This window comes from Novosphingobium sp. PhB55 (assembly GCF_004368805.1).
Lineage (GTDB): Bacteria > Pseudomonadota > Alphaproteobacteria > Sphingomonadales > Sphingomonadaceae > Novosphingobium.
The window spans coordinates 613,546-630,716 of sequence record NZ_SODQ01000002.1 but is presented as its reverse complement, the minus strand read 5'-3'; the positions used below and the strand labels follow the sequence as shown (position 1 = coordinate 630,716).

Sequence of the window (17,171 nt, the reverse complement as noted above, 5' to 3'; positions counted from 1 at the left end):
GCTGCAATGCGAGCCGTGACAGGTCTGGGTTGGCGCGGGGCGAAACACGCAGATCGGCTACCGCTGGAATCGGGTCGCCGGCTCTATCGGCAGCGATCCTCTACTCTTCACACAAATAGCGCGGCGATCGCTCGAAACATCGCAAAAACAGCCCCGGGAGAGGCGAACGCGTGATGCTTACCGATACTGGCCTTTCGCCGGAGACTTTTGAGGTGCCGCACAGGCACCGATCGCCGACCGACTGGAAAGCGTGGCTGCTGCTGACGGTTCTGCTCGTGTGCTGGAGTTCCGGCTTCATCGGCATGCGTTTCGCGGTCGGCCATGCCCCCGTTTCGCTGATCCTGCTTTGGCGCAACCTGATCGCGGGACTGGTCCTGCTGCCCTTCGCACTGCTGACCGGTCCCCGCCTGACTTTGCAGGTCCTGGTGGTGCAATCCATCATCGGGTTGTTCGCGATGGCGGGTTACATGCTTGGCTTTGCCTATGCCATCGATGAAGGCGTGCCGACCGGCCTCGTCGCGCTCATCGCCGACATGCTGCCCCTGGCGATCGTGCTGATTTCGATACCCTTGCTGGGCCAGGTCATCTCGCGCGGGGAATGGCTCGGGATGGCAATTGCCGTCCTGGGCGTGCTCATGGTCTCGGCCGGGGCCCTTCACGCAGGGGATGCGCCAATCTGGGCCTATGTGCTGCCGATATTGGGAATGCTGTCTCTCGCCTTCGTGACGGTTTCACAAAAGCGCTGGCCCGCATCGGTACTGCCGATCCACCAGACCCTGTGCATCCAGTCCCTCGTCAGTGCCGCGCTTTTCCTGCTCATCTGCTGGCGCGGCGGCAGGATCGCGCCGCCGCTGGAAGCGGGATTCTGGATCGGCGTTCTCTGGCTCATCGTGCTTGCCACCTTTGCGGGATATGGACTCTATTACTTCTCCCTCGCCAGGCTTTCGCCTGCTCGGGTCAGCAGTGTTCTCTACCTCAGCCCTCCCGTGACAATGATCTGGGCCCGCGCGATGTTCGGAGAGCCGCTGTCGCTGGCCATGGGCCTGGGAATGGCGGTGACGCTCGCCGGAATCGTCATCGTGTCGCGGTATCAGGGCGAGGCTCATTCCGGTGCTTGATCGATCGATTATCCGGGCCCGGGCAGCGAGCCGCGATGCAACCTGAAGCTTTCTCCATTTCCGGGCGGAAAAGTGGAACGACTATTGCCGCGGGCATTGCCTGCGGCGTTGGTGCCGGGGCATTATGGGGGCTGGTCTTTCTCGTTCCGGCGATCCTTCACGCCTTCGGCCCTTTCCAGATCGCGATCGGACGATATGCCACCTATGGCTTGCTCGCCGCCGCGATCATCGGTCGGCGCTGGCCGGCTCTGCTGCGAAAGCTGGATCGACGGGACTGGCTTACCCTTGCAGGCCTCAGCCTTTGCGGAAATACCGCGCATTACGTGTTTCTGACGGTTGCGGTGAAGCTTGGCGGCGTACCCATGACATCGCTGGTCATCGGCTTCCTCCCCGTCGTCGTGACGGTCATCGGCAGCCGCGAACAAGGTGCCGTTCCGCTTGCAAAACTCATTCCATCGGTACTTTTCAGCGTGGCGGGAATGGTCGCAATCTCCTGGCAAACGCTGGTATATGGCGAAGGGGAACGGTCCTGGGACCAACTAATGGCCCTGCTCTGCGCCATCGTCGCGCTCGCGACCTGGGCTGTCTTCGCCGTTTGGAACGGCCGAACCCTCCATCGCCTCGACCATGTCTCGTCGCAGGAATGGAGCCTTCTGACCGGAGTAACGTCCGGGTTGGAAGCGCTGCTGCTCATACCGGCAGCGCTTCTGTTCGAGCGAACGTCCCACAGCACCGGAGACTGGCTGAACTTCCTGTTCGTGTGCAGCAGCGTTGCACTGTTCTCGTCGATTATCGGCTTCGCGCTCTGGAACAGAATGTCCCGGCTTCTGCCGATGACAATGGTGGGACAAATGATCCTTTTCGAGACTTTCTTCGCCCTACTTTACGGCTTTCTCTGGGACCACCGTCTACCTGCCATTCTCGAGACCGCCGCCATCCTTTTCTTGTTCTCATCTGTGGCGTCGAGTGTGGCTGCCCACCAAGCTGAGAGAAGTTGAGACCCGCGATTTACCGGTCGTGCCGCAATCTGCCGATGCAGGTAGCTGCTTCCCGCAACTCGCAATGCTCCCATCCGCGGGAATAGCGCCACGCCCAACCAAAGGCTTCCGCCGATAGAGCAGGCCTGGAGCAATCCTCTCGACTACCTTTTGCAGCAAACCAACAGCCATGAACGGGCGGTGCTTGCGCACGATCTTGACGTCGATCATGAAGCATCATGGACCGCCAACAAGCTTCCTCGTCATGAGCCGTCGGCCCAGTGACCACAGCCGCGTGACGCTGCATGCCGTAGCCACGCGCGCGGGCGTTTCCGCCATGACCGTATCGAACGTCATCAATGGCACGGGACGCGTCAGTGCGGATACCCGCGAGCGGGTTCTCTCCGCCATTGGCGAGTTGGGCTATGTTCCCAACCAGTCGGCACGAAGACTGACCGGCGCGGGCGTCACCTGCGTCGGGCTGATCTGCGCCGATGTGGACAGCGTGTTCGTGGAAATGACGCTGGCGGCCGTGGCAGTGGTCGCGGCCGAATGCGGTGTCCAACTGCAGATCCGGTCAGCCGCGGACCCCTCACTCGAAGCCACCATCGACGTTGCCCGCGACCTTGTCGGCAAAGGCGCGCAGGCATTGATGCTGCTTCCCCCTTATGCCGAGGCATTGGGACAAGACCCCAGGGTTGCCGCTCTCGACGTTCCGATAGCGGCCATCGCCACGGGCCACGCCTTGCCCTACATCGCCACTATCCGTATCGACAACCGCTCGGCCGCGAAGTCGATGACCGAGCTTGTCATCGCCCATGGCCGACGCCGGATCGCCGTGCTGAGCGGCCCGCTCCACCACTCCGACAGCGTCGCTAGAGTGGAAGGGTATCGCGACGCACTTCGCGAACACGCGCTCCCCATCGACCCTGCGCTTTGCATCGAATGCGATTTCACGTTTCAGTCGGGCCTCGTCGCCGCGCAGCAGCTCTTGAGCCTTGAGAACCGGCCGGATGCGATCATCGCCGGTAACGACGACATGGCAGCCGCAGTGTTGTGGATCGCGCATCACAGCGGCCTTTCCATCCCCGGCGATCTTTCCGTCACCGGCTTCGACGATACTGTTCTGGCTACGCGGGTCTGGCCGCCGCTCACAACTGTGCGCCAACCGGTCCGCGTGATGGCAGCGGCCGCGATGGAATATCTGTCAGGCTCGGTGCGGCATCCCCAGTCGGGCCCCGTTCCGCTGGATACGGTAATCCCGTTCGAGATGATTGAACGCGGATCGGTGTAACAAATAATGCTTGTGGTTTAACGATAAATCACCCAGCCCTGCCGCGACAAGAATGGGAGCGGATAAGTGGAGCAAGCTGCAACCCTGAACGCGGCGGGTGATTTGACGATGCAAACCACCGCGGATCCGGATCTGGCCGTCGACAGGACGGCAAACGGGAAACAGCATTTCGAGGTTCTTGACGGCCTTCGCGGAACGGCCGCCATGCTCGTGGTGCTGTTCCACATACAGGGCATAACCGTTTCGTGGGAAGGTGCGCGGATCATCCTTCATCATGCGATCCTGGCAGTCGATTTCTTCTTCATGCTATCCGGCTTCGTCATCGGTTACGCCTATGACGACCGTTGGGACCGGATGACCGTAATGCAGTTCATGAGACTGCGGCTGATCCGCCTCCATCCGCTGGTCATTCTCGGAACGCTGCTGGGGTTCGTCAGCTATCTCGTGGATCCTTTCGCAGGCACCGCGCAGAGCGTACCGATCCGCGAATTGCTCGTGGCCCTGTCCCTCGGCCTCCTGCTGCTGCCATCGCCGATGCTGCCAAACCGTTGGGGCGACACGCATCCGTTCAACGGGCCGTGCTGGAGCCTCTTGCAGGAATACATCGGCAACATCGTCTATGCCCTCGCCTTGCGCCACATGCGCGCCCGCACGCTGGGCGCTTTGGCGGTGCTGAGCGGTGTGCTGCTAATCGCATGCACGGCTACGCTGGACAGCATCGACCAGGGTTCCGCATGGCCGTCCTTCTGGATGGCACCGGTTCGCCTGTGCTTTCCATTCGTTGCCGGCCTCTGGCTCTACCGGGTTCGGGATCGCCTGCCCTCGATCCGGCTCGGCTGGGTGCCCCTGTCCCTGTTGCTGATCGGCATTGCCGCGTTCCCCACGCTCAATCCCGTCGCCGGCGTGCCCCTGAATGGTCTTTACGAAACGCTCTGCGTCATCCTGCTGTTCCCACTGATCGTCCATGCGGGCAGCCATTCGAAGGCCGGGCGGGGAATGATTGGCCTGTGCAGAGCGAGCGGACGCATCTCCTACCCCATCTACATCACGCACTTTCCGTTTCTCTACATCTGGATGAACTACGTCGCCAATGAGAAGCCTTCGCCCGCGCGGATGGCCACGATCGGCGTGGCGCTGGTGCCGTTTCTCATCATCGCCGCCTGGGCAGCTTACAGGTTCTGGGACGAACCCATCCGCAACCGTCTGCGCACCCTCTTCCCGAAACGCGCCTGAGCCGTCGTGACCTTTCGAACCCCTCCTCCCATCAGCAAACAGGGACGCCCGATGACATCGAAAAACAAGTTGCGCCGCAAAGCGCTCACCGGAGCCGCGCTGGCCGCGGCGCTCACCGCGTCCGGCACGGCCAGCGCGCAAAGCAAGGCAACATCGGGCATGCCGCTGAGCGACGAAGTCGTCCGGGCGCGCGCCGATGCGCTGATCGCGCAGATGACGCCGGAGGAAAAGGCCGGCCAGATCACCCAGTATTTCGATTTCACCGATTCTCCGGAGGAGGCAAAGCGCGTCACCGACGAGATGGCGGCCAGCCGCGCCGGTTCGCTGTTGTTCGTGCACGATCCTGCCGAACTCGACCGCCTTCAGCACATCGCCGTCGAGAAGACCCGGCTCAAGATCCCGCTTCTCTTCGGGTATGACGTGATCCATGGCCTGCGCACCATCATGCCGGTGCCGATCGCCGTTGCTGCAAGCTGGGACCCAGGCGTTGCACAACAGGCGCAGACTGTTGCAGCGCGCGAAGCCCGCGCCGTGGGTATTCACTGGGCCTTCGCGCCCAACCTCGATATCGCGCGCGATCCGCGCTGGGGCCGCCTTATCGAGGGCGCGGGCGAAGACCCCTACCTCGGCAGCGCCATGGCGGCGGCCCAGGTGCGCGGTTTTCAGGGTTCCTACATAGGCAGTCCCGGCCATGTCATCTCCGGTCCCAAGCACTTCGCCGGTTACGGCGCCTCTATCGGCGGCCGCGACTACGACGAGGTCAACCTTTCCGACAGCGAGCTCTGGAACGTCTACTTGAAGCCCTTCAAGGCCGCGGTCGACGCCGGTGCGGGCAATATCATGAGCGCCTACATGGGCGTGAACGGCGTGCCCGCCACGGGCAATCGCTGGCTGCTCACAGACGTCCTGCGAAAGACCTGGGGCTTCAAGGGCTTTGTCGTCACCGATGCCGGTGCCGCCCATGACCTGCTGACCCACGGATTCGCCGCCAGCAATGAGGACGCGGCCGTGCGTGCGCTGACGGCAGGCGTAGATATGGAGATGGCGCCGCCCTTCGGCATGTCCGCGTTCAAGACGCTGCCGCAGTCGCTGGCGGCAGGCAAGATAACCACCGCGCAACTCGACGATGCAGTGCGCCACGTTCTCGAAGCGAAGATTCGCATGGGTCTTTTCGAAAAGCCCTATGTCGACCTCCAGGCAGCCAAGCGGGTGCTGGCCGATCCCGCTCACCGCGAGGTCGCCCGCATGGCGGCCGAACGCAGCGCCGTGCTGCTGCGCAACGAAGGCGGCGCGCTGCCGCTCAGCCGCAGGGCGCTCAAGTCGATCGCGGTGATCGGACCGCTAGCCGATTCCGCGCGAGATACTGTGGGACCATGGGTGTTCGACCAGGACGACAAGGAAACCGTCACGGTGTTGGCCGGCATCAAAGCCGAGGTCGGCAGCGGCGTAAAGGTTGCCTATTCGCCGGGCGTGACCCTGCCCGCGCGTGTCAACAAGTCGATCTTCCAGTCCGACGAGCAATTCGCAGCGGGCAAGGCCCGGAATGTCGACGACACGCCCGAAATCCAGCGCGCGGTCGCGCTTGCCAAGGATGCGGACGTCGCCGTGCTGGTGCTGGGCGAAGGGCAGATCATGGTCGGCGAGAATGCCTCGCGCTCCTCGCTCGATCTGCCGGGACGCCAGCAGGAACTGCTCGATGCCGTAATCGCCACTGGCAAGCCGGTCGTCGTCCTGCTGATGAGCGCGCGCCCGCTGGACATCAAGGGCAGCAAGCCAGCGGCGCTGATGGATATCTGGTATCCCGGCACGCAGGGCGGGACGGCCGTGGCCAACCTGCTATTCGGTAAAGTCTCGCCGGGCGGCAAACTGCCCTACAACTGGCCGCGCAACATCGGTCAGGTTCCGCTGCCCTACGCGCACCTCACCACGCATCAGCCCAAAACGGTCGAGGAGCGATACTGGAACGAGTCCAATACTCCTCTTTATCCGTTTGGGTATGGTCTCAGCTATTCCACTTTCGCATTCTCCAACCTCAAGGTGGACAAGGCAAAGGTTGCGCGGGGCGTAGCGGTGCCGGTCTCGGTCGATGTCCGCAACACCGGCAGCCGCAAGGCGGATGAAGTCGCGCAGCTTTACATCCACCAGCGATATGGCACTGCCGCGCGCCCAGTTCGGGAATTGAAAGGCTTCGAGCGCCTGACCCTGGAACCAGGTGAAACCCGGACCGTGCGCTTTACACTGAGCCCTGATGACCTGAGCTATTGGGCGGCATCAACCCGCTCGTTCGTGCAGGACGCGACCACATTTGATGTCTACGCCGGCAACAGCTCAACCGCTGCGCTTGGCGGCTCATTCGAAGTGGCTGACTGACGCTTGCTTGGCAGATAGGTGAATGATGCACCAAGCGTCCTTCCACTATCTGCCAACTGCGGAAGCGGTAGGCGTCCACACGGCGGTCCCCTCGCCCAGCCCAGTCTTCGCCTACAAAGATGGTGTATCGCGGCTGCGTTTCAGCGCAGATGCGGTTGCCCTCTTTCACGTAGGATGCTTTGCCCGAGGCAAGCTGGCCTATGGTACGTGCTGAGACGCGGCAAATAAGCGCGCGGCTCAAGACCAGATCAACAAGTTCCAGTCCAATGATGGTCCAGGCGTCGCACAGATGAAGCGCGTGGGCTTGTTCAAGCCGGTGCACGGCAAGACGATGCAGTTGGCATCAGTGGCAACGTCCGGTTTGTTGGCGCCTGCCGACCGGTAGAAAACCTCATCGCCCTTGACCCGCCAAACCTGAAGGCAACAGGCAGCTATCTGCCCTGTCTAGCCGGTAAGCCGTCATTCCGAAATTGGGACAAAACTGCCATTCCCGACATCACTACTGAACGGCTGACTCGGCCATAACCCGCCGGACCTTTGACGCCAGATCGGCATAGCGAACGTCCGGTTCCAGGCGAGTGATCTTGGCTCGGGAAAGGCTGACTTGGGTGGATGGCGGACCTTCCGCTATCCGCGTGGGCGGCCTAGGTTCACCACGAGAATTATCGTCCGTTCAGGACAGCCTCTTCGACCTCGTTCCTCATCAAACGTGCGATCTCAAGCCTAAAGGCATCTACATCCGGGTAGTTTGTCAGAAATCGACCGCGGGCTCGGTCTTCTGGCTTGTCGTCGTCGGCGACTTCAAACCGAACAGACAAGTTCCCCCGCCTGTCATCTGTTGCAACCTCCAGGCGGAGCTTGAGGTCTTCGCCCTCCTGCATTTCAAAGCCCCACTGCGCCACCACGGGTTGATCCTCACCAATCGGATATCGACCTAGAGCTTCGCCGAACTCCTTTACGTCCTGCCACTGAACCCAGAAGCCGCCTTTCGCGGATATGCGATCTGTTTCGACGTCAATGGAGAGATAGCCGAAGTCGTCGCGCGTCAAGCTCGCGTCGAAGAAGCTTGCATCGAACTTGTAGCGCAGGGTGAGTTTGCTCATGGAAGCTATCTCGCAGGTGCGCGCTAAGTCCGCAATCGGGGTTGGGGCTGCACAGTAGCTAGCGTCCTCCAAGGGGCGCTTTCCGACTGACAGTTTTTCTCCCGTTCATCGCGGATTCCCGCAAGTCACGAAACGGCCCATTGCAGTCGTTGACCTTCGCGCTATTGTTTCGACATGACGATCGTTCGGCACGAGCAAGAATACTTCGATGACACGCGAATATGCTGCTCGTTAAAGTTAGTCTGCTGCGCTGCAGTTTTGAGTGTGACGGCGTGTAAGGCTCAGCCACTTGCGACCATGAAGGATCGAGAGGTCAAAGTGCTTGCCGGCCCTGATGGTTTCGGATTCGTGTATGGCCGCGGAAAAATACTGATGGGTCCTCTGCCAAAATCGCAAGATATCGCCAGCGCACTGGAAATCGAAGGAATAAGCGTTCAAACCATAAGTGATAAATGCATAGACGCTGTCGGCTTGACGCTAGTTTTTCCCGCAAATGCCGAAAAGGAAATGTTCTGCAATGGGAAAACGTTTGCTGTTCAAAACTTGAGTAATGGCTTGAAACATGTCACGCTAATCTGCGAAAAAACTGGATGCCGCGTTTACGACTATACCATCAAGCACGATAAGATCACCCGTATTACATTCAACTTCGCTGACGGCTATAAATCAACATTCAAAAAGTAAAACGTCGGTGGAATATCGTGAGCTCTCCCAAACTTTCGATCAAGGAGGGCGCGCAGCAGCGCTCCTGAAACCGACCCGGCGGCAGGCGCCCCGTTGCGGACATTCAGCGTGCCACCATAATTGGCACCGCGCCACTTAGCGATCGGCGCTGGTTCACATCGGTCATCAGCAGAACAACACCGGGCAAGTCAAAGCTGACCCGATAGCCGCCTCTATTTTCAAACTTTGGAAGCGAACGAAACTGGGGTGACGATGACCCGTCAAACCGATAGAGCCCATCTGTGCCAAGCGCCCACACCGTATCGCCAACGCGGGTCAGGCCAAAGAAGGCGGTTGTGCTCGCGGGCTCTTCCTCGTCAATCTTGCCGTAAGACGACTGAGGATCATTCGGTTTAAAATACAGGCGTCGTACCGTTTCGTCGCACACCTCGACAATGCGACCATGAGACATCATGTGCACAAGACCGACTGCTGCCACCACGCAGGAAGGATTTGAAGGCGAGGCGACGATCCCGTTCACCGGGTCGCACTCTGTGTTGAGCGGCCCGCCACAAAGCTCTCCAGACTGATTTTTCTCGACGGCTTCGATTCTTCCTTCGCCGCGCGTTATCCGTCGAAGCCCACCACCCCATTCCCCGGCGTTGAAGCCAACCCAAATCGTGTTTTCGTTAATCAGCGCCGTTCCGACGGCAAACGGCGGCTTCAATTCCTCAGAAAGTTTCACAGCGCGCACCACCCTGCCCTCGATTTCTACGAGGCGATGATTTGTAACTATGGCGACGGTAGTCCCTTCATCCGCGCAACCAAGTGCTGCCAGACTTTCGTTGTCGATTGCGATTGTAGGCCCGACGTCCCACCCCGCAGACGAACGCCGTTTTATCGACCAATGGCGTTTATCAGCCTGAACAAGAGCAACAAGGTGGCTCTCGGATTTACAGATCTCGATAGTTTTGCCCTCAGTTTCCACGCGCTCGGGTTTGAGCTGACTGGGCCCAATGGATAAGAGCGAACCGTCATCGCTCATCATCCAAAGACGGCCATCTGCGAAAACCGCGCGGCTTATAGCCCGCATTTGATACTGCTCAGTCTTGGCTGGAGCATCCGCACTGTTAAATGCCCACACCCCGGCGACACCGGACCCGGTGGCAACAACAAGCATCGCTACAAGCAATGGGCGAAATGCTGGTCTTTTCATCTCGGAAACATGCCCGAACGATGGTGTAGGTCAATGACCGCGTTCCCCCCATGTCGGCCCTTCCAGCGCGAAGATCACTCGCCTGGGATCGGAGGTTGACTGACCCCATCAATCATCGGCAATCGAATGACCGCTAGCGGTGAATCCCGCCGTTCCTGCGGCGAACGATGAACGACCGGGCCTGGTCGCGACCTGCCGGTTAGCGGACAGTCAGGACCTGGGGATGCGAAATTGATGCCTGAATGGCGACAAAGGGTCGATGGCGGCAAGAACCAGTCTGTCATGAGCCTGAATCGTCGGTGTTGCTCAAACTTTCGTTAGAACAGCTTTGTTTATTAAGAGCCCGCGGTTATTTCGAGGGTGAAGCGGGGCTGGGATCTGATGAAGGACGACAGGATAGGTAAGGCCAAGGCGGCTGCTGGCCGGACACTCAAAGCGAGTGGTGATGCGCTTGATGGTGCCGCCAAGTTCATGGAAGAGCGGCGCGATGACATCGCCGGTTCCACGCGTGAAGCGCTGGATTGGGCGGGCCGGGCTTCCGAGGCTGCTGGACAGGCGCTGGCGGAGAAGGCTGCTGCGTTTGCGGAGAATCGCAAGGGTGTGCGGCCGGCCAAAAACGTCGGCGAGAAGCTAATCGATGCCGCGGCGGATTCGGCCATTGGTTTCACCCGTCTGCTGGGGAAATCCATTAATGGGCTTGGCGGCGTCACGCGGCGGGTGTCGCCTACGGTGGGGGCTGCAACCGGCAGCATGATCGTGGGTACCGTCGCCACTATGTCGGGCGCGATGGATTCGATTGCGCTGACCCAGGCAGATTTCGATGCGATAGAGCAGCGGCTTGCACTCGCCGGTGCCAAAGCGCGCGAGCAGGCGCAGGTCGAGCTGGAGCGGATCAACTTCGCACGTCTATTCCGCCGGCGCGATACCTTGCTGGATCTGCTGGTGATAGGCGGTGTTTCACTCGCCGATTTGCTGCGCCATCCAGACGACGTGCCGTTTGAAGTCCAGCAAGCCTTTACGCTGGCTTACCCTGGGCTGACGGCGGCGGGTGAGACGTTCACTGATGCCGTAGCCCGCATTCCTACCGACAATCTCGTGCACTTGGTCAACGGTGTGAAGGGCAAGTTGTTCGAGATAGAGCTGGTGGATCAGCTCAACAGCGCGCTAAGCGATGGCCTTCATGCCGAACTTGCTACGTCGGCCACGCAGCCGGGCTATGACATCCTTGTACGTGATACCCATGGCCACATCGTTCACGAAATTCAGGCCAAGGCGACTGAGTCCGCCAGCTATGTGAGGGAAGCGCTGGAGCGCTATCCGAACATCGATATCACCACGACTTCCGAGGTTCACGGTCACCTTATGGCGCTGGGCCTCTCGCCCGAGCATGTGACCGACAGTGGCATCGCCGAAGGCGCTCTCCAGCACAAGGTCGAGGCAGCGGCGGGTATCGGGCACCACGTCGGCGCCAGCGACTTCGTGCCGTCTGCCCTGGGACTTGCGGTGATAGCGTTCTCGGCCTTCAGCCAAACCCGGGTCAACTGGGAGGAGCGCGGCGTCGTCTTCGGCGAACGCGCGGCAAAGGCGACGATTGCCGGCGCAGCCGCCAAGAGTGTGCTGGTCGCAACGAACACCTGGTGGATCGCTCTTCCAGCGGGCGTGGGCCTGCGCGTGATGGTCGGTCGCGGCGATGCCAAGCGTCAGCGCTACGACGCGCTTAAGGGAATTGTAGACAGTCTAGAGGCGGCGAACACAGCACGGCTCCCTGTTCCGAAACTGATGCCGAGTCCGGCCTGAACTCGGCCTCTGACAATTGTCTCAGACTGGCTTCTCACGACGCAATGTGCGCTCGGCGCAGGTGACGAAGAACTGCTAACTAGGCCATTAATTAGTCATGGAATATCCATCCTGCTGGCGCAAGCTGCCGGAACCGGACGGTCCGCACCTAGAGAGGTGAAATCGGCGGCCGAGCGTCTCATAAGGGTCGAAACGGACATTTCGCCAGTCGGTGCCGGTTTGCCTCTAAACAATCAGCGCTGGCCGTTACGAGGCCGACCAGATTTCGTACTGAGGTTGAAATAGCTACCCATCATGAGCTCCTCAATATGCGGGCCGGGGCTGCCGTTTGCGGCGAGTCAGCCACAGCGAACACTGAGCTACTTCATCGGGATGCAGGAGCAACGCTGGCCCTCCGCCTTAGGGTTGCATAATATGAATCATAATTCTAATATTGCCTATAACGATATACCGTGGGGGAACGTTGTGAGAGATACCCTGTGCCGCCTGGCACTGTCTGCGACTGCCATTTTGGCAGTGATCCCCGCAGCAAGTGCCCAACAGCTGCCTGTGATTAGGGATCACCAGCTTCTGGTGGATGGTAAGCCCTACCTCGCGCTGGGCGGTGAGCTGCACAATTCCAGCGCCTCCAGTCCCGAATATATGCAGCCGATCTGGGACAAGCTGCAGGCTATGCATGTTCGCACGGTGGTCGGAACGGTTAGTTGGGAGGACTTCGAGCCGAAGGAAGGCCAGTTCGATTTCCGAGCGGTCGACGCGCAGATCGCAGAAGCCCGAAAGCGTGACATGCGCCTTGTCCTGATCTGGTTCGGGGCATTCAAGAATGCGGCCTCGACCTACGCGCCCAGTTGGTTGCGCAGCAATGAGCGGCGATTCCCGCGTGCCATCGCGCAGGGCACGATGTCAGAGGCATTCACCTACAAGGGCGCCATGCCAAAGCCGGTGCTGTCGGTGTTTTCGCCTGAATTGCTGAAAGCGGATCGCACCGCCTTCGTAGCACTGATGAGACATCTCGCCGAAGTCGACACGGATCACCGGGTGATCATGGTGCAGGTCAACAACGAGACGGGGATGCTGCGCGACAGCCGCGACCGTTCGGCGTTGGCAGAGCGCGCCTGGAAGGCCCCGGTACCGCCGCAACTTCTCCAATACCTCGCTGCCCATCGCTCAGGCCTGAAGCCGGAACTGGACGCGGTCTGGAGCCGTCAGGGTCGTCGCGCTTCGGGCACCTGGTCAGACGTGTTCGGCACCGATTGGCAGGCTGAGGAAGTCTTCATGGCCTGGCATTTCGCCAGCTACATGGAGGCGCTCGCTGCTGCGGGCAAGCGGGAACTGGCCTTGCCGATGTATGCCAATGGCTGGCTCGGCCCGCAGGACGGTCAGCCCATGGCCGGCCAATATCCCAGCGGCGGTCCGGCAAAGCGGGTGCTCGACGTCTGGCGCGCAGCGGCTCCATCGCTCGACATGCTGTCGCCCGACATATACGCCCCCAACACCAAGGAAGTGCTGGCGGACTATGACCATGCCAGCAATCCGCTGTTCGTCCCGGAAGCACAGTTTCGGACAGGCGACATTTTCTGGGCGCTCGGCCAGCATCGCACGATCGGTTATTCTGTCTTCGGTATCGAGGATGGACGGACCGATGGACAACTGGCTCAAGCCTACGCCGAGTTGTTCGGCATGGATCAGGCGATCACAAAGGCGCAGGCCGAAGGACGCATCGCCGGCGTTCTGTTGGATGATGGCAAGCCCGTGGTCATCAAGCTCGGCGGCTACAGCATCACCGTTCAGGAAACGATGGCGCTCCTCAAGCAGATGCTGCTCGACGTTGGATTGCAGGCACCGCCACCGCCGCCGCCTTTGCCCAGTGAAACCGAAGGCCCCGGCACGCGCCCTGCCCCTGGAGACGGCCGGGCGTTCGGCCTGATCATCGACGAAGGCCACGATACCTTTCTTGTCGTCGGGAAGGGTTTCACGGCGGACTTCGCCATCGGCTCGAAGCTGGCCGAAGTTGATCGAGTGGAAGAAGGGCGTTTCGATACGCAAGGCTGGAAGGTTGGCCGCGTGTTGAATGGAGACGAGCGGCTCAGCATCGTTCCGACCGATCGCATCGGGGCCATCCGTATCAAGCTGATGCGCCCGCGATCAAATTAGCGGAATTCAGGGTACCCGGTCGTCACCTGACCGGTGTTCCATCATCCGTCTAAAAGGGTTCTTCGCACAAGCCAATCGTGGAAGGCAGCCACTTCGTAGCGGCGGAGCGCCTTAGACGATGCCACCATGTAGTATGCCCATTTGACCGGCCAACAGCACTTCAGGAGCAGATGGACAAGGCGCCCGGCTTTCAGCTCCTGTACAACCAGAGCCTTACGCATCAAAGCGACGCCTCGACCTGAAATGGCCGCCTGAATCAACGCTGCTGTGGAATTGATCTTGAGGCCGCGACCCGGGGTGCCGTTATGGATCAGCGTCTGCTCGGTGAGCCATCCCGCTGTCGGCTGTTCGTCAACCGGCAACAGGCGATGGTGGCACACCGCGATGATCTCTTCGGGCATCAGGTGGATAGTTTTGAGACTTGGTTCCGATCCCTGCGGTGCAAGGCATCGTGCGCTGGCGGATCATCGACTTGGTGCAGTGATGTGGGAGGAGTTCGCGATCTCGATCAGTAAGCAGGCGCTGGGCCACGAGTTGCGCACCATGGGGATATCGCAAGCTCTCGACCCGGCCGCACCGTCACGGGCAGAAGCGCGAGGACATCGTCAAAATGAGTTCGCCGCGCGCCTGGCGCAAATCCGGCGCGGCCTGATCAAAGGCAATCACATAGTGTTATGGTGGCAAGACGAGACCCGGGTCAGTTGGGGACATTGCTTACCGGACGCTGGGAAGCGAGGAGCGCCCCTCCTGTGCACCACGCGACCAGTACCGCGTGTCGGCGGCAGGCGAACGACGGCTCTTGAAACAAACGGCCGTTAGCATCACTGCTAGCTAACGGCGCCTATCTGGTCGACACCTGCCGGGAAAGCAGACCGTCAGCACCTGAGGATCAACAATTGGACGGGGAGCGACCGATAAGGGTCGGTTTTGCCGGGCGCAAAACGCCGCGTTGTGGGACAAAACCGGCGTTCGTGAGCCGGGCCGGGAATGGCAGGTCCCCATCTAACACCTGCCATTGCTGAAGCCCAATCGTCGTTCCAAGGATGCGCGCGACGTGCCGTTTGCGGAACGTGGGGTTTGCGGTTGCTATTCTGCGATAGCTGCCGTTTGCCTGCCGTTGCTTCGCGGCCAAATACGGCATTGCGCAGCTCCGGGCAAAACGGCAGCTTTGCCCCAACGTCCTTACTTGACGATTCCCTGACAGTGGATCTTGTGCTAATTTAATCGTTGCGAACATTTTGTTCCTAAGATCGATGTGAGCTCGTCGGCACAGGTGAGTACGTCTGTTGATCCGAGAAGCTTAGGTACTCCACCATTCCAAACTCCAACAACACCGGCCCTCTCGACAGCATTGCAGATGGTGATGACCATTCCGGCTGCCACGCCCTGTTGAAGGTGCTCGATCGCATTGGCGACAAGTGGACGGTGATGGTGGTGGGCGTGCTGGCCAAAGGCCCGACCCGGTTCAACGCCATTCAAAGGGGCATCAACGGCATTTCCCATCGGATGCTTACGCTGACCCTGCGCGCGCTGGAACGCGACGGTATGCTTGAGCGCCGCGCCTTCGCGACGATCCCGCCGAAGGTGGAGTATGAGCTGACGCCGTTGGGGCGTTCACTGATCGATCCACTCGATACGCTCATGGCTTGGGCACAAACGAACAGGCCCACGATTGAAACAGCCCAATCGGGATATGACGATCGCTCCAAAGACGCCGGTTGAGTGGCCGCAGAACCACCTGAAGCACGAACATTCGTGTGCGTGGCGCACGTTTTTGTGCATTCTTGCGGGTAAATCAGCCCGCTCTATCTCGCATCTGAAAAGCGACGCCGCCCCTCGGCCCGCTGAACAGAGAAGAGTGCGATATGGCAGACCAGCTTATCATCGAAACGTTCGAAACCGTTGAATGGAAGGAGTTCCCGGGCGCACCAGGCGTTCAGTACGTCGATGTCGAAGGCACGATCTTTTCGCCGGGTCCGTTTCTGGCACGGGTCCGGTTTCCGGGCGGCATCGATACGCCGCCGCACAAACACCAGGCACCGTTCATCGATCGCAACACCGTGATCTCGGGTACGCTCTACGTGGGCATCGGCGAAACGTTCGACCGATCCAAGGGGATAGCCGTGCCGCCGGGCGGCGTGGTGGCGATCCCGCCGGGCACCCCGCACTTTGCCTGGTCCGAGGAAGATACGGTGGTGCATGTACACGGCGAAGGTCCGTGGATCCCCCACGCCTGATCGCCGGGCGTCCTAGGCGATCGAAGGATGGACATTGCGCACGATGTGCAGGGCATCCTTCGACGGCGGCAGGCCGAAGTAGCGGGAATATTCGCGGCTGAACTGGGTGGCGCTCTCATATCCGACACCGAACGCCACCGAGGTCGCATTGCCTTCGCCAGCGATCAGCAGCGAACGTGCATGGAGCAGGCGGATTCGCTTCTGGTACTGGAGCGGGCTTAGCGCCGTCACCGCCTTGAAGTGGCGATGGAACGCCGAAACGCTTAGCGCCGCCATCGCGGCCAAGGTCTCGATCCTGAGCGGGCTGGTGAAATTCTGCCGTATCCACTGGATGGCGACGCCAATGCGTGACAGTGCGGTTCCTGGCGCGGCGATATCGCGCAGCATCCACCCCTGCGGTCCCTGCAGGACACGGTAAAGGATCTCGCGCTCATAGGCGGGCGCCAGCGCCGGGATGTCGCCAGGCCGTTCCATCAGGCGAAGCATTCGCACCCAGGCATCGAGCAGTTCGTCGGTCACGGGCGCGATGGAGAAGCCCGGACTGTAAAGTTCACCTCCGGCAGGTTTGGGCAGGTCGGCGAGCAGGTTCGCGACGATGGCCGGCTCCAGCGTCAGGCTGACCGCAAGATAGGGCTCGCCGCTTACGGCAGGATGGACCGAACCGACCGCCGGAAGATCGACGGACATCACGAAATACGTGGCCGGATCGTACTGCAGCGTCCGCTCGCCTACGGTCATCGTCTTCGATCCGGTGAGGATCAGGTTGATCATCGGATCGTAGACGGCGGCAAGCTGGTGCTCGGGGATCGCACCCTGGACCATCGCAACGCGCGGAATGCCGGTGTCAGTACGGCGGTTTTCGGCATGGCCAGCCAAGCGTCGCAGTTCGTTCAGGGTCTCTATCATGGCCGGGATCATCCCACGCGCTGATGCCTCCGCCAAGTCAAAAGCAGGAATAGGCATGGATCAAAGAGGATCGAGTGAGCGCAGCCCTCGGCCCTGGCGTAAT

Annotated in this window: 14 protein-coding genes; 10 read left to right on the top strand and 4 right to left on the bottom strand. The window is 60.6% G+C overall.

Annotation, left to right across the window (positions count from 1 at the left end; all coding sequences use genetic code 11):
- The first annotated feature begins 173 nt into the window (after positions 1–173).
- From EDF57_RS07060 to bglX, 5 genes are all read left to right on the top strand, one after another.
- A complete protein-coding gene (locus tag EDF57_RS07060; RefSeq protein WP_134093627.1) occupies positions 174–1,118 on the top strand; it encodes a DMT family transporter in 945 nt (314 codons plus the stop codon).
- Between the two features lie 35 nt (positions 1,119–1,153).
- Positions 1,154–2,116 carry a DMT family transporter gene (locus tag EDF57_RS07055; protein WP_134093626.1) on the top strand — a complete coding sequence of 321 codons (963 nt, stop codon included), beginning with the start codon at positions 1,154–1,156 and terminating at the stop codon, positions 2,114–2,116.
- Positions 2,117–2,300: 184 nt separating this feature from the next.
- Positions 2,301–3,389 carry a LacI family DNA-binding transcriptional regulator gene (locus tag EDF57_RS07050; protein WP_243840933.1) on the top strand — a complete coding sequence of 363 codons (1,089 nt, stop codon included), beginning with the start codon at positions 2,301–2,303 and terminating at the stop codon, positions 3,387–3,389.
- 108 nt (positions 3,390–3,497) lie between these two features.
- Positions 3,498–4,622, top strand: coding sequence for an acyltransferase (locus tag EDF57_RS07045; RefSeq protein ID WP_134093625.1), 1,125 nt, complete (start codon positions 3,498–3,500; stop codon positions 4,620–4,622).
- A gap of 51 nt (positions 4,623–4,673) precedes the next feature.
- On the top strand, positions 4,674–6,992 hold the full coding sequence (gene bglX, locus EDF57_RS07040) for a beta-glucosidase BglX (protein WP_134093624.1): 2,319 nt from the start codon (positions 4,674–4,676) through the stop codon (positions 6,990–6,992).
- 662 nt (positions 6,993–7,654) lie between these two features.
- On the opposite strand, the gene EDF57_RS07035 is transcribed toward bglX, so the two are convergent.
- Positions 7,655–8,095 carry a hypothetical protein gene (locus EDF57_RS07035; protein WP_134093623.1) on the bottom strand — a complete coding sequence of 147 codons (441 nt, stop codon included), beginning with the start codon at positions 8,093–8,095 and terminating at the stop codon, positions 7,655–7,657.
- A 174-nt stretch (positions 8,096–8,269) separates the two neighbouring features.
- On the opposite strand from EDF57_RS07035, the gene EDF57_RS07030 reads away from it, so the two are divergent.
- Positions 8,270–8,779 (top strand): hypothetical protein, encoded by a 510-nt coding sequence (locus tag EDF57_RS07030; RefSeq protein WP_134093622.1) that lies wholly within the window; start codon positions 8,270–8,272, stop codon positions 8,777–8,779.
- Between the two features lie 103 nt (positions 8,780–8,882).
- Here the strand turns inward: EDF57_RS07030 and EDF57_RS07025 are convergent, their stop codons facing one another.
- Positions 8,883–9,938, bottom strand: coding sequence for a hypothetical protein (locus tag EDF57_RS07025; RefSeq protein WP_134093621.1), 1,056 nt, complete (start codon positions 9,936–9,938; stop codon positions 8,883–8,885).
- Between the two features lie 417 nt (positions 9,939–10,355).
- Between EDF57_RS07025 and EDF57_RS07020 the strand changes: the two genes are divergently transcribed.
- Together EDF57_RS07020 and EDF57_RS07015 are read left to right on the top strand one after the other, a co-directional pair.
- Positions 10,356–11,771, top strand: coding sequence for a hypothetical protein (locus tag EDF57_RS07020; RefSeq protein WP_134093620.1), 1,416 nt, complete (start codon positions 10,356–10,358; stop codon positions 11,769–11,771).
- Positions 11,772–12,236: 465 nt separating this feature from the next.
- Positions 12,237–13,925, top strand: coding sequence for a DUF5597 domain-containing protein (locus tag EDF57_RS07015; protein WP_208324808.1), 1,689 nt, complete (start codon positions 12,237–12,239; stop codon positions 13,923–13,925).
- Between the two features lie 41 nt (positions 13,926–13,966).
- Here the strand turns inward: EDF57_RS07015 and EDF57_RS07010 are convergent, their stop codons facing one another.
- Complete coding sequence (locus EDF57_RS07010) at positions 13,967–14,326, bottom strand: LysR substrate-binding domain-containing protein (RefSeq protein WP_134093618.1); 360 nt, start codon at positions 14,324–14,326, stop codon at positions 13,967–13,969.
- 994 nt (positions 14,327–15,320) lie between these two features.
- On the opposite strand from EDF57_RS07010, the gene EDF57_RS07005 reads away from it, so the two are divergent.
- Both EDF57_RS07005 and EDF57_RS07000 read left to right on the top strand, forming a co-directional pair.
- Complete coding sequence (locus EDF57_RS07005) at positions 15,321–15,647, top strand: helix-turn-helix domain-containing protein (protein ID WP_243840945.1); 327 nt, start codon at positions 15,321–15,323, stop codon at positions 15,645–15,647.
- A gap of 143 nt (positions 15,648–15,790) precedes the next feature.
- Positions 15,791–16,162 carry a cupin domain-containing protein gene (locus EDF57_RS07000; RefSeq protein WP_134093616.1) on the top strand — a complete coding sequence of 124 codons (372 nt, stop codon included), beginning with the start codon at positions 15,791–15,793 and terminating at the stop codon, positions 16,160–16,162.
- Between the two features lie 12 nt (positions 16,163–16,174).
- On the opposite strand, the gene EDF57_RS06995 is transcribed toward EDF57_RS07000, so the two are convergent.
- Entirely contained in the window at positions 16,175–17,068 is an 894-nt protein-coding gene (locus EDF57_RS06995; protein ID WP_134093615.1) for an AraC family transcriptional regulator, read from the bottom strand.
- Positions 17,069–17,171: the final 103 nt, after the last annotated feature.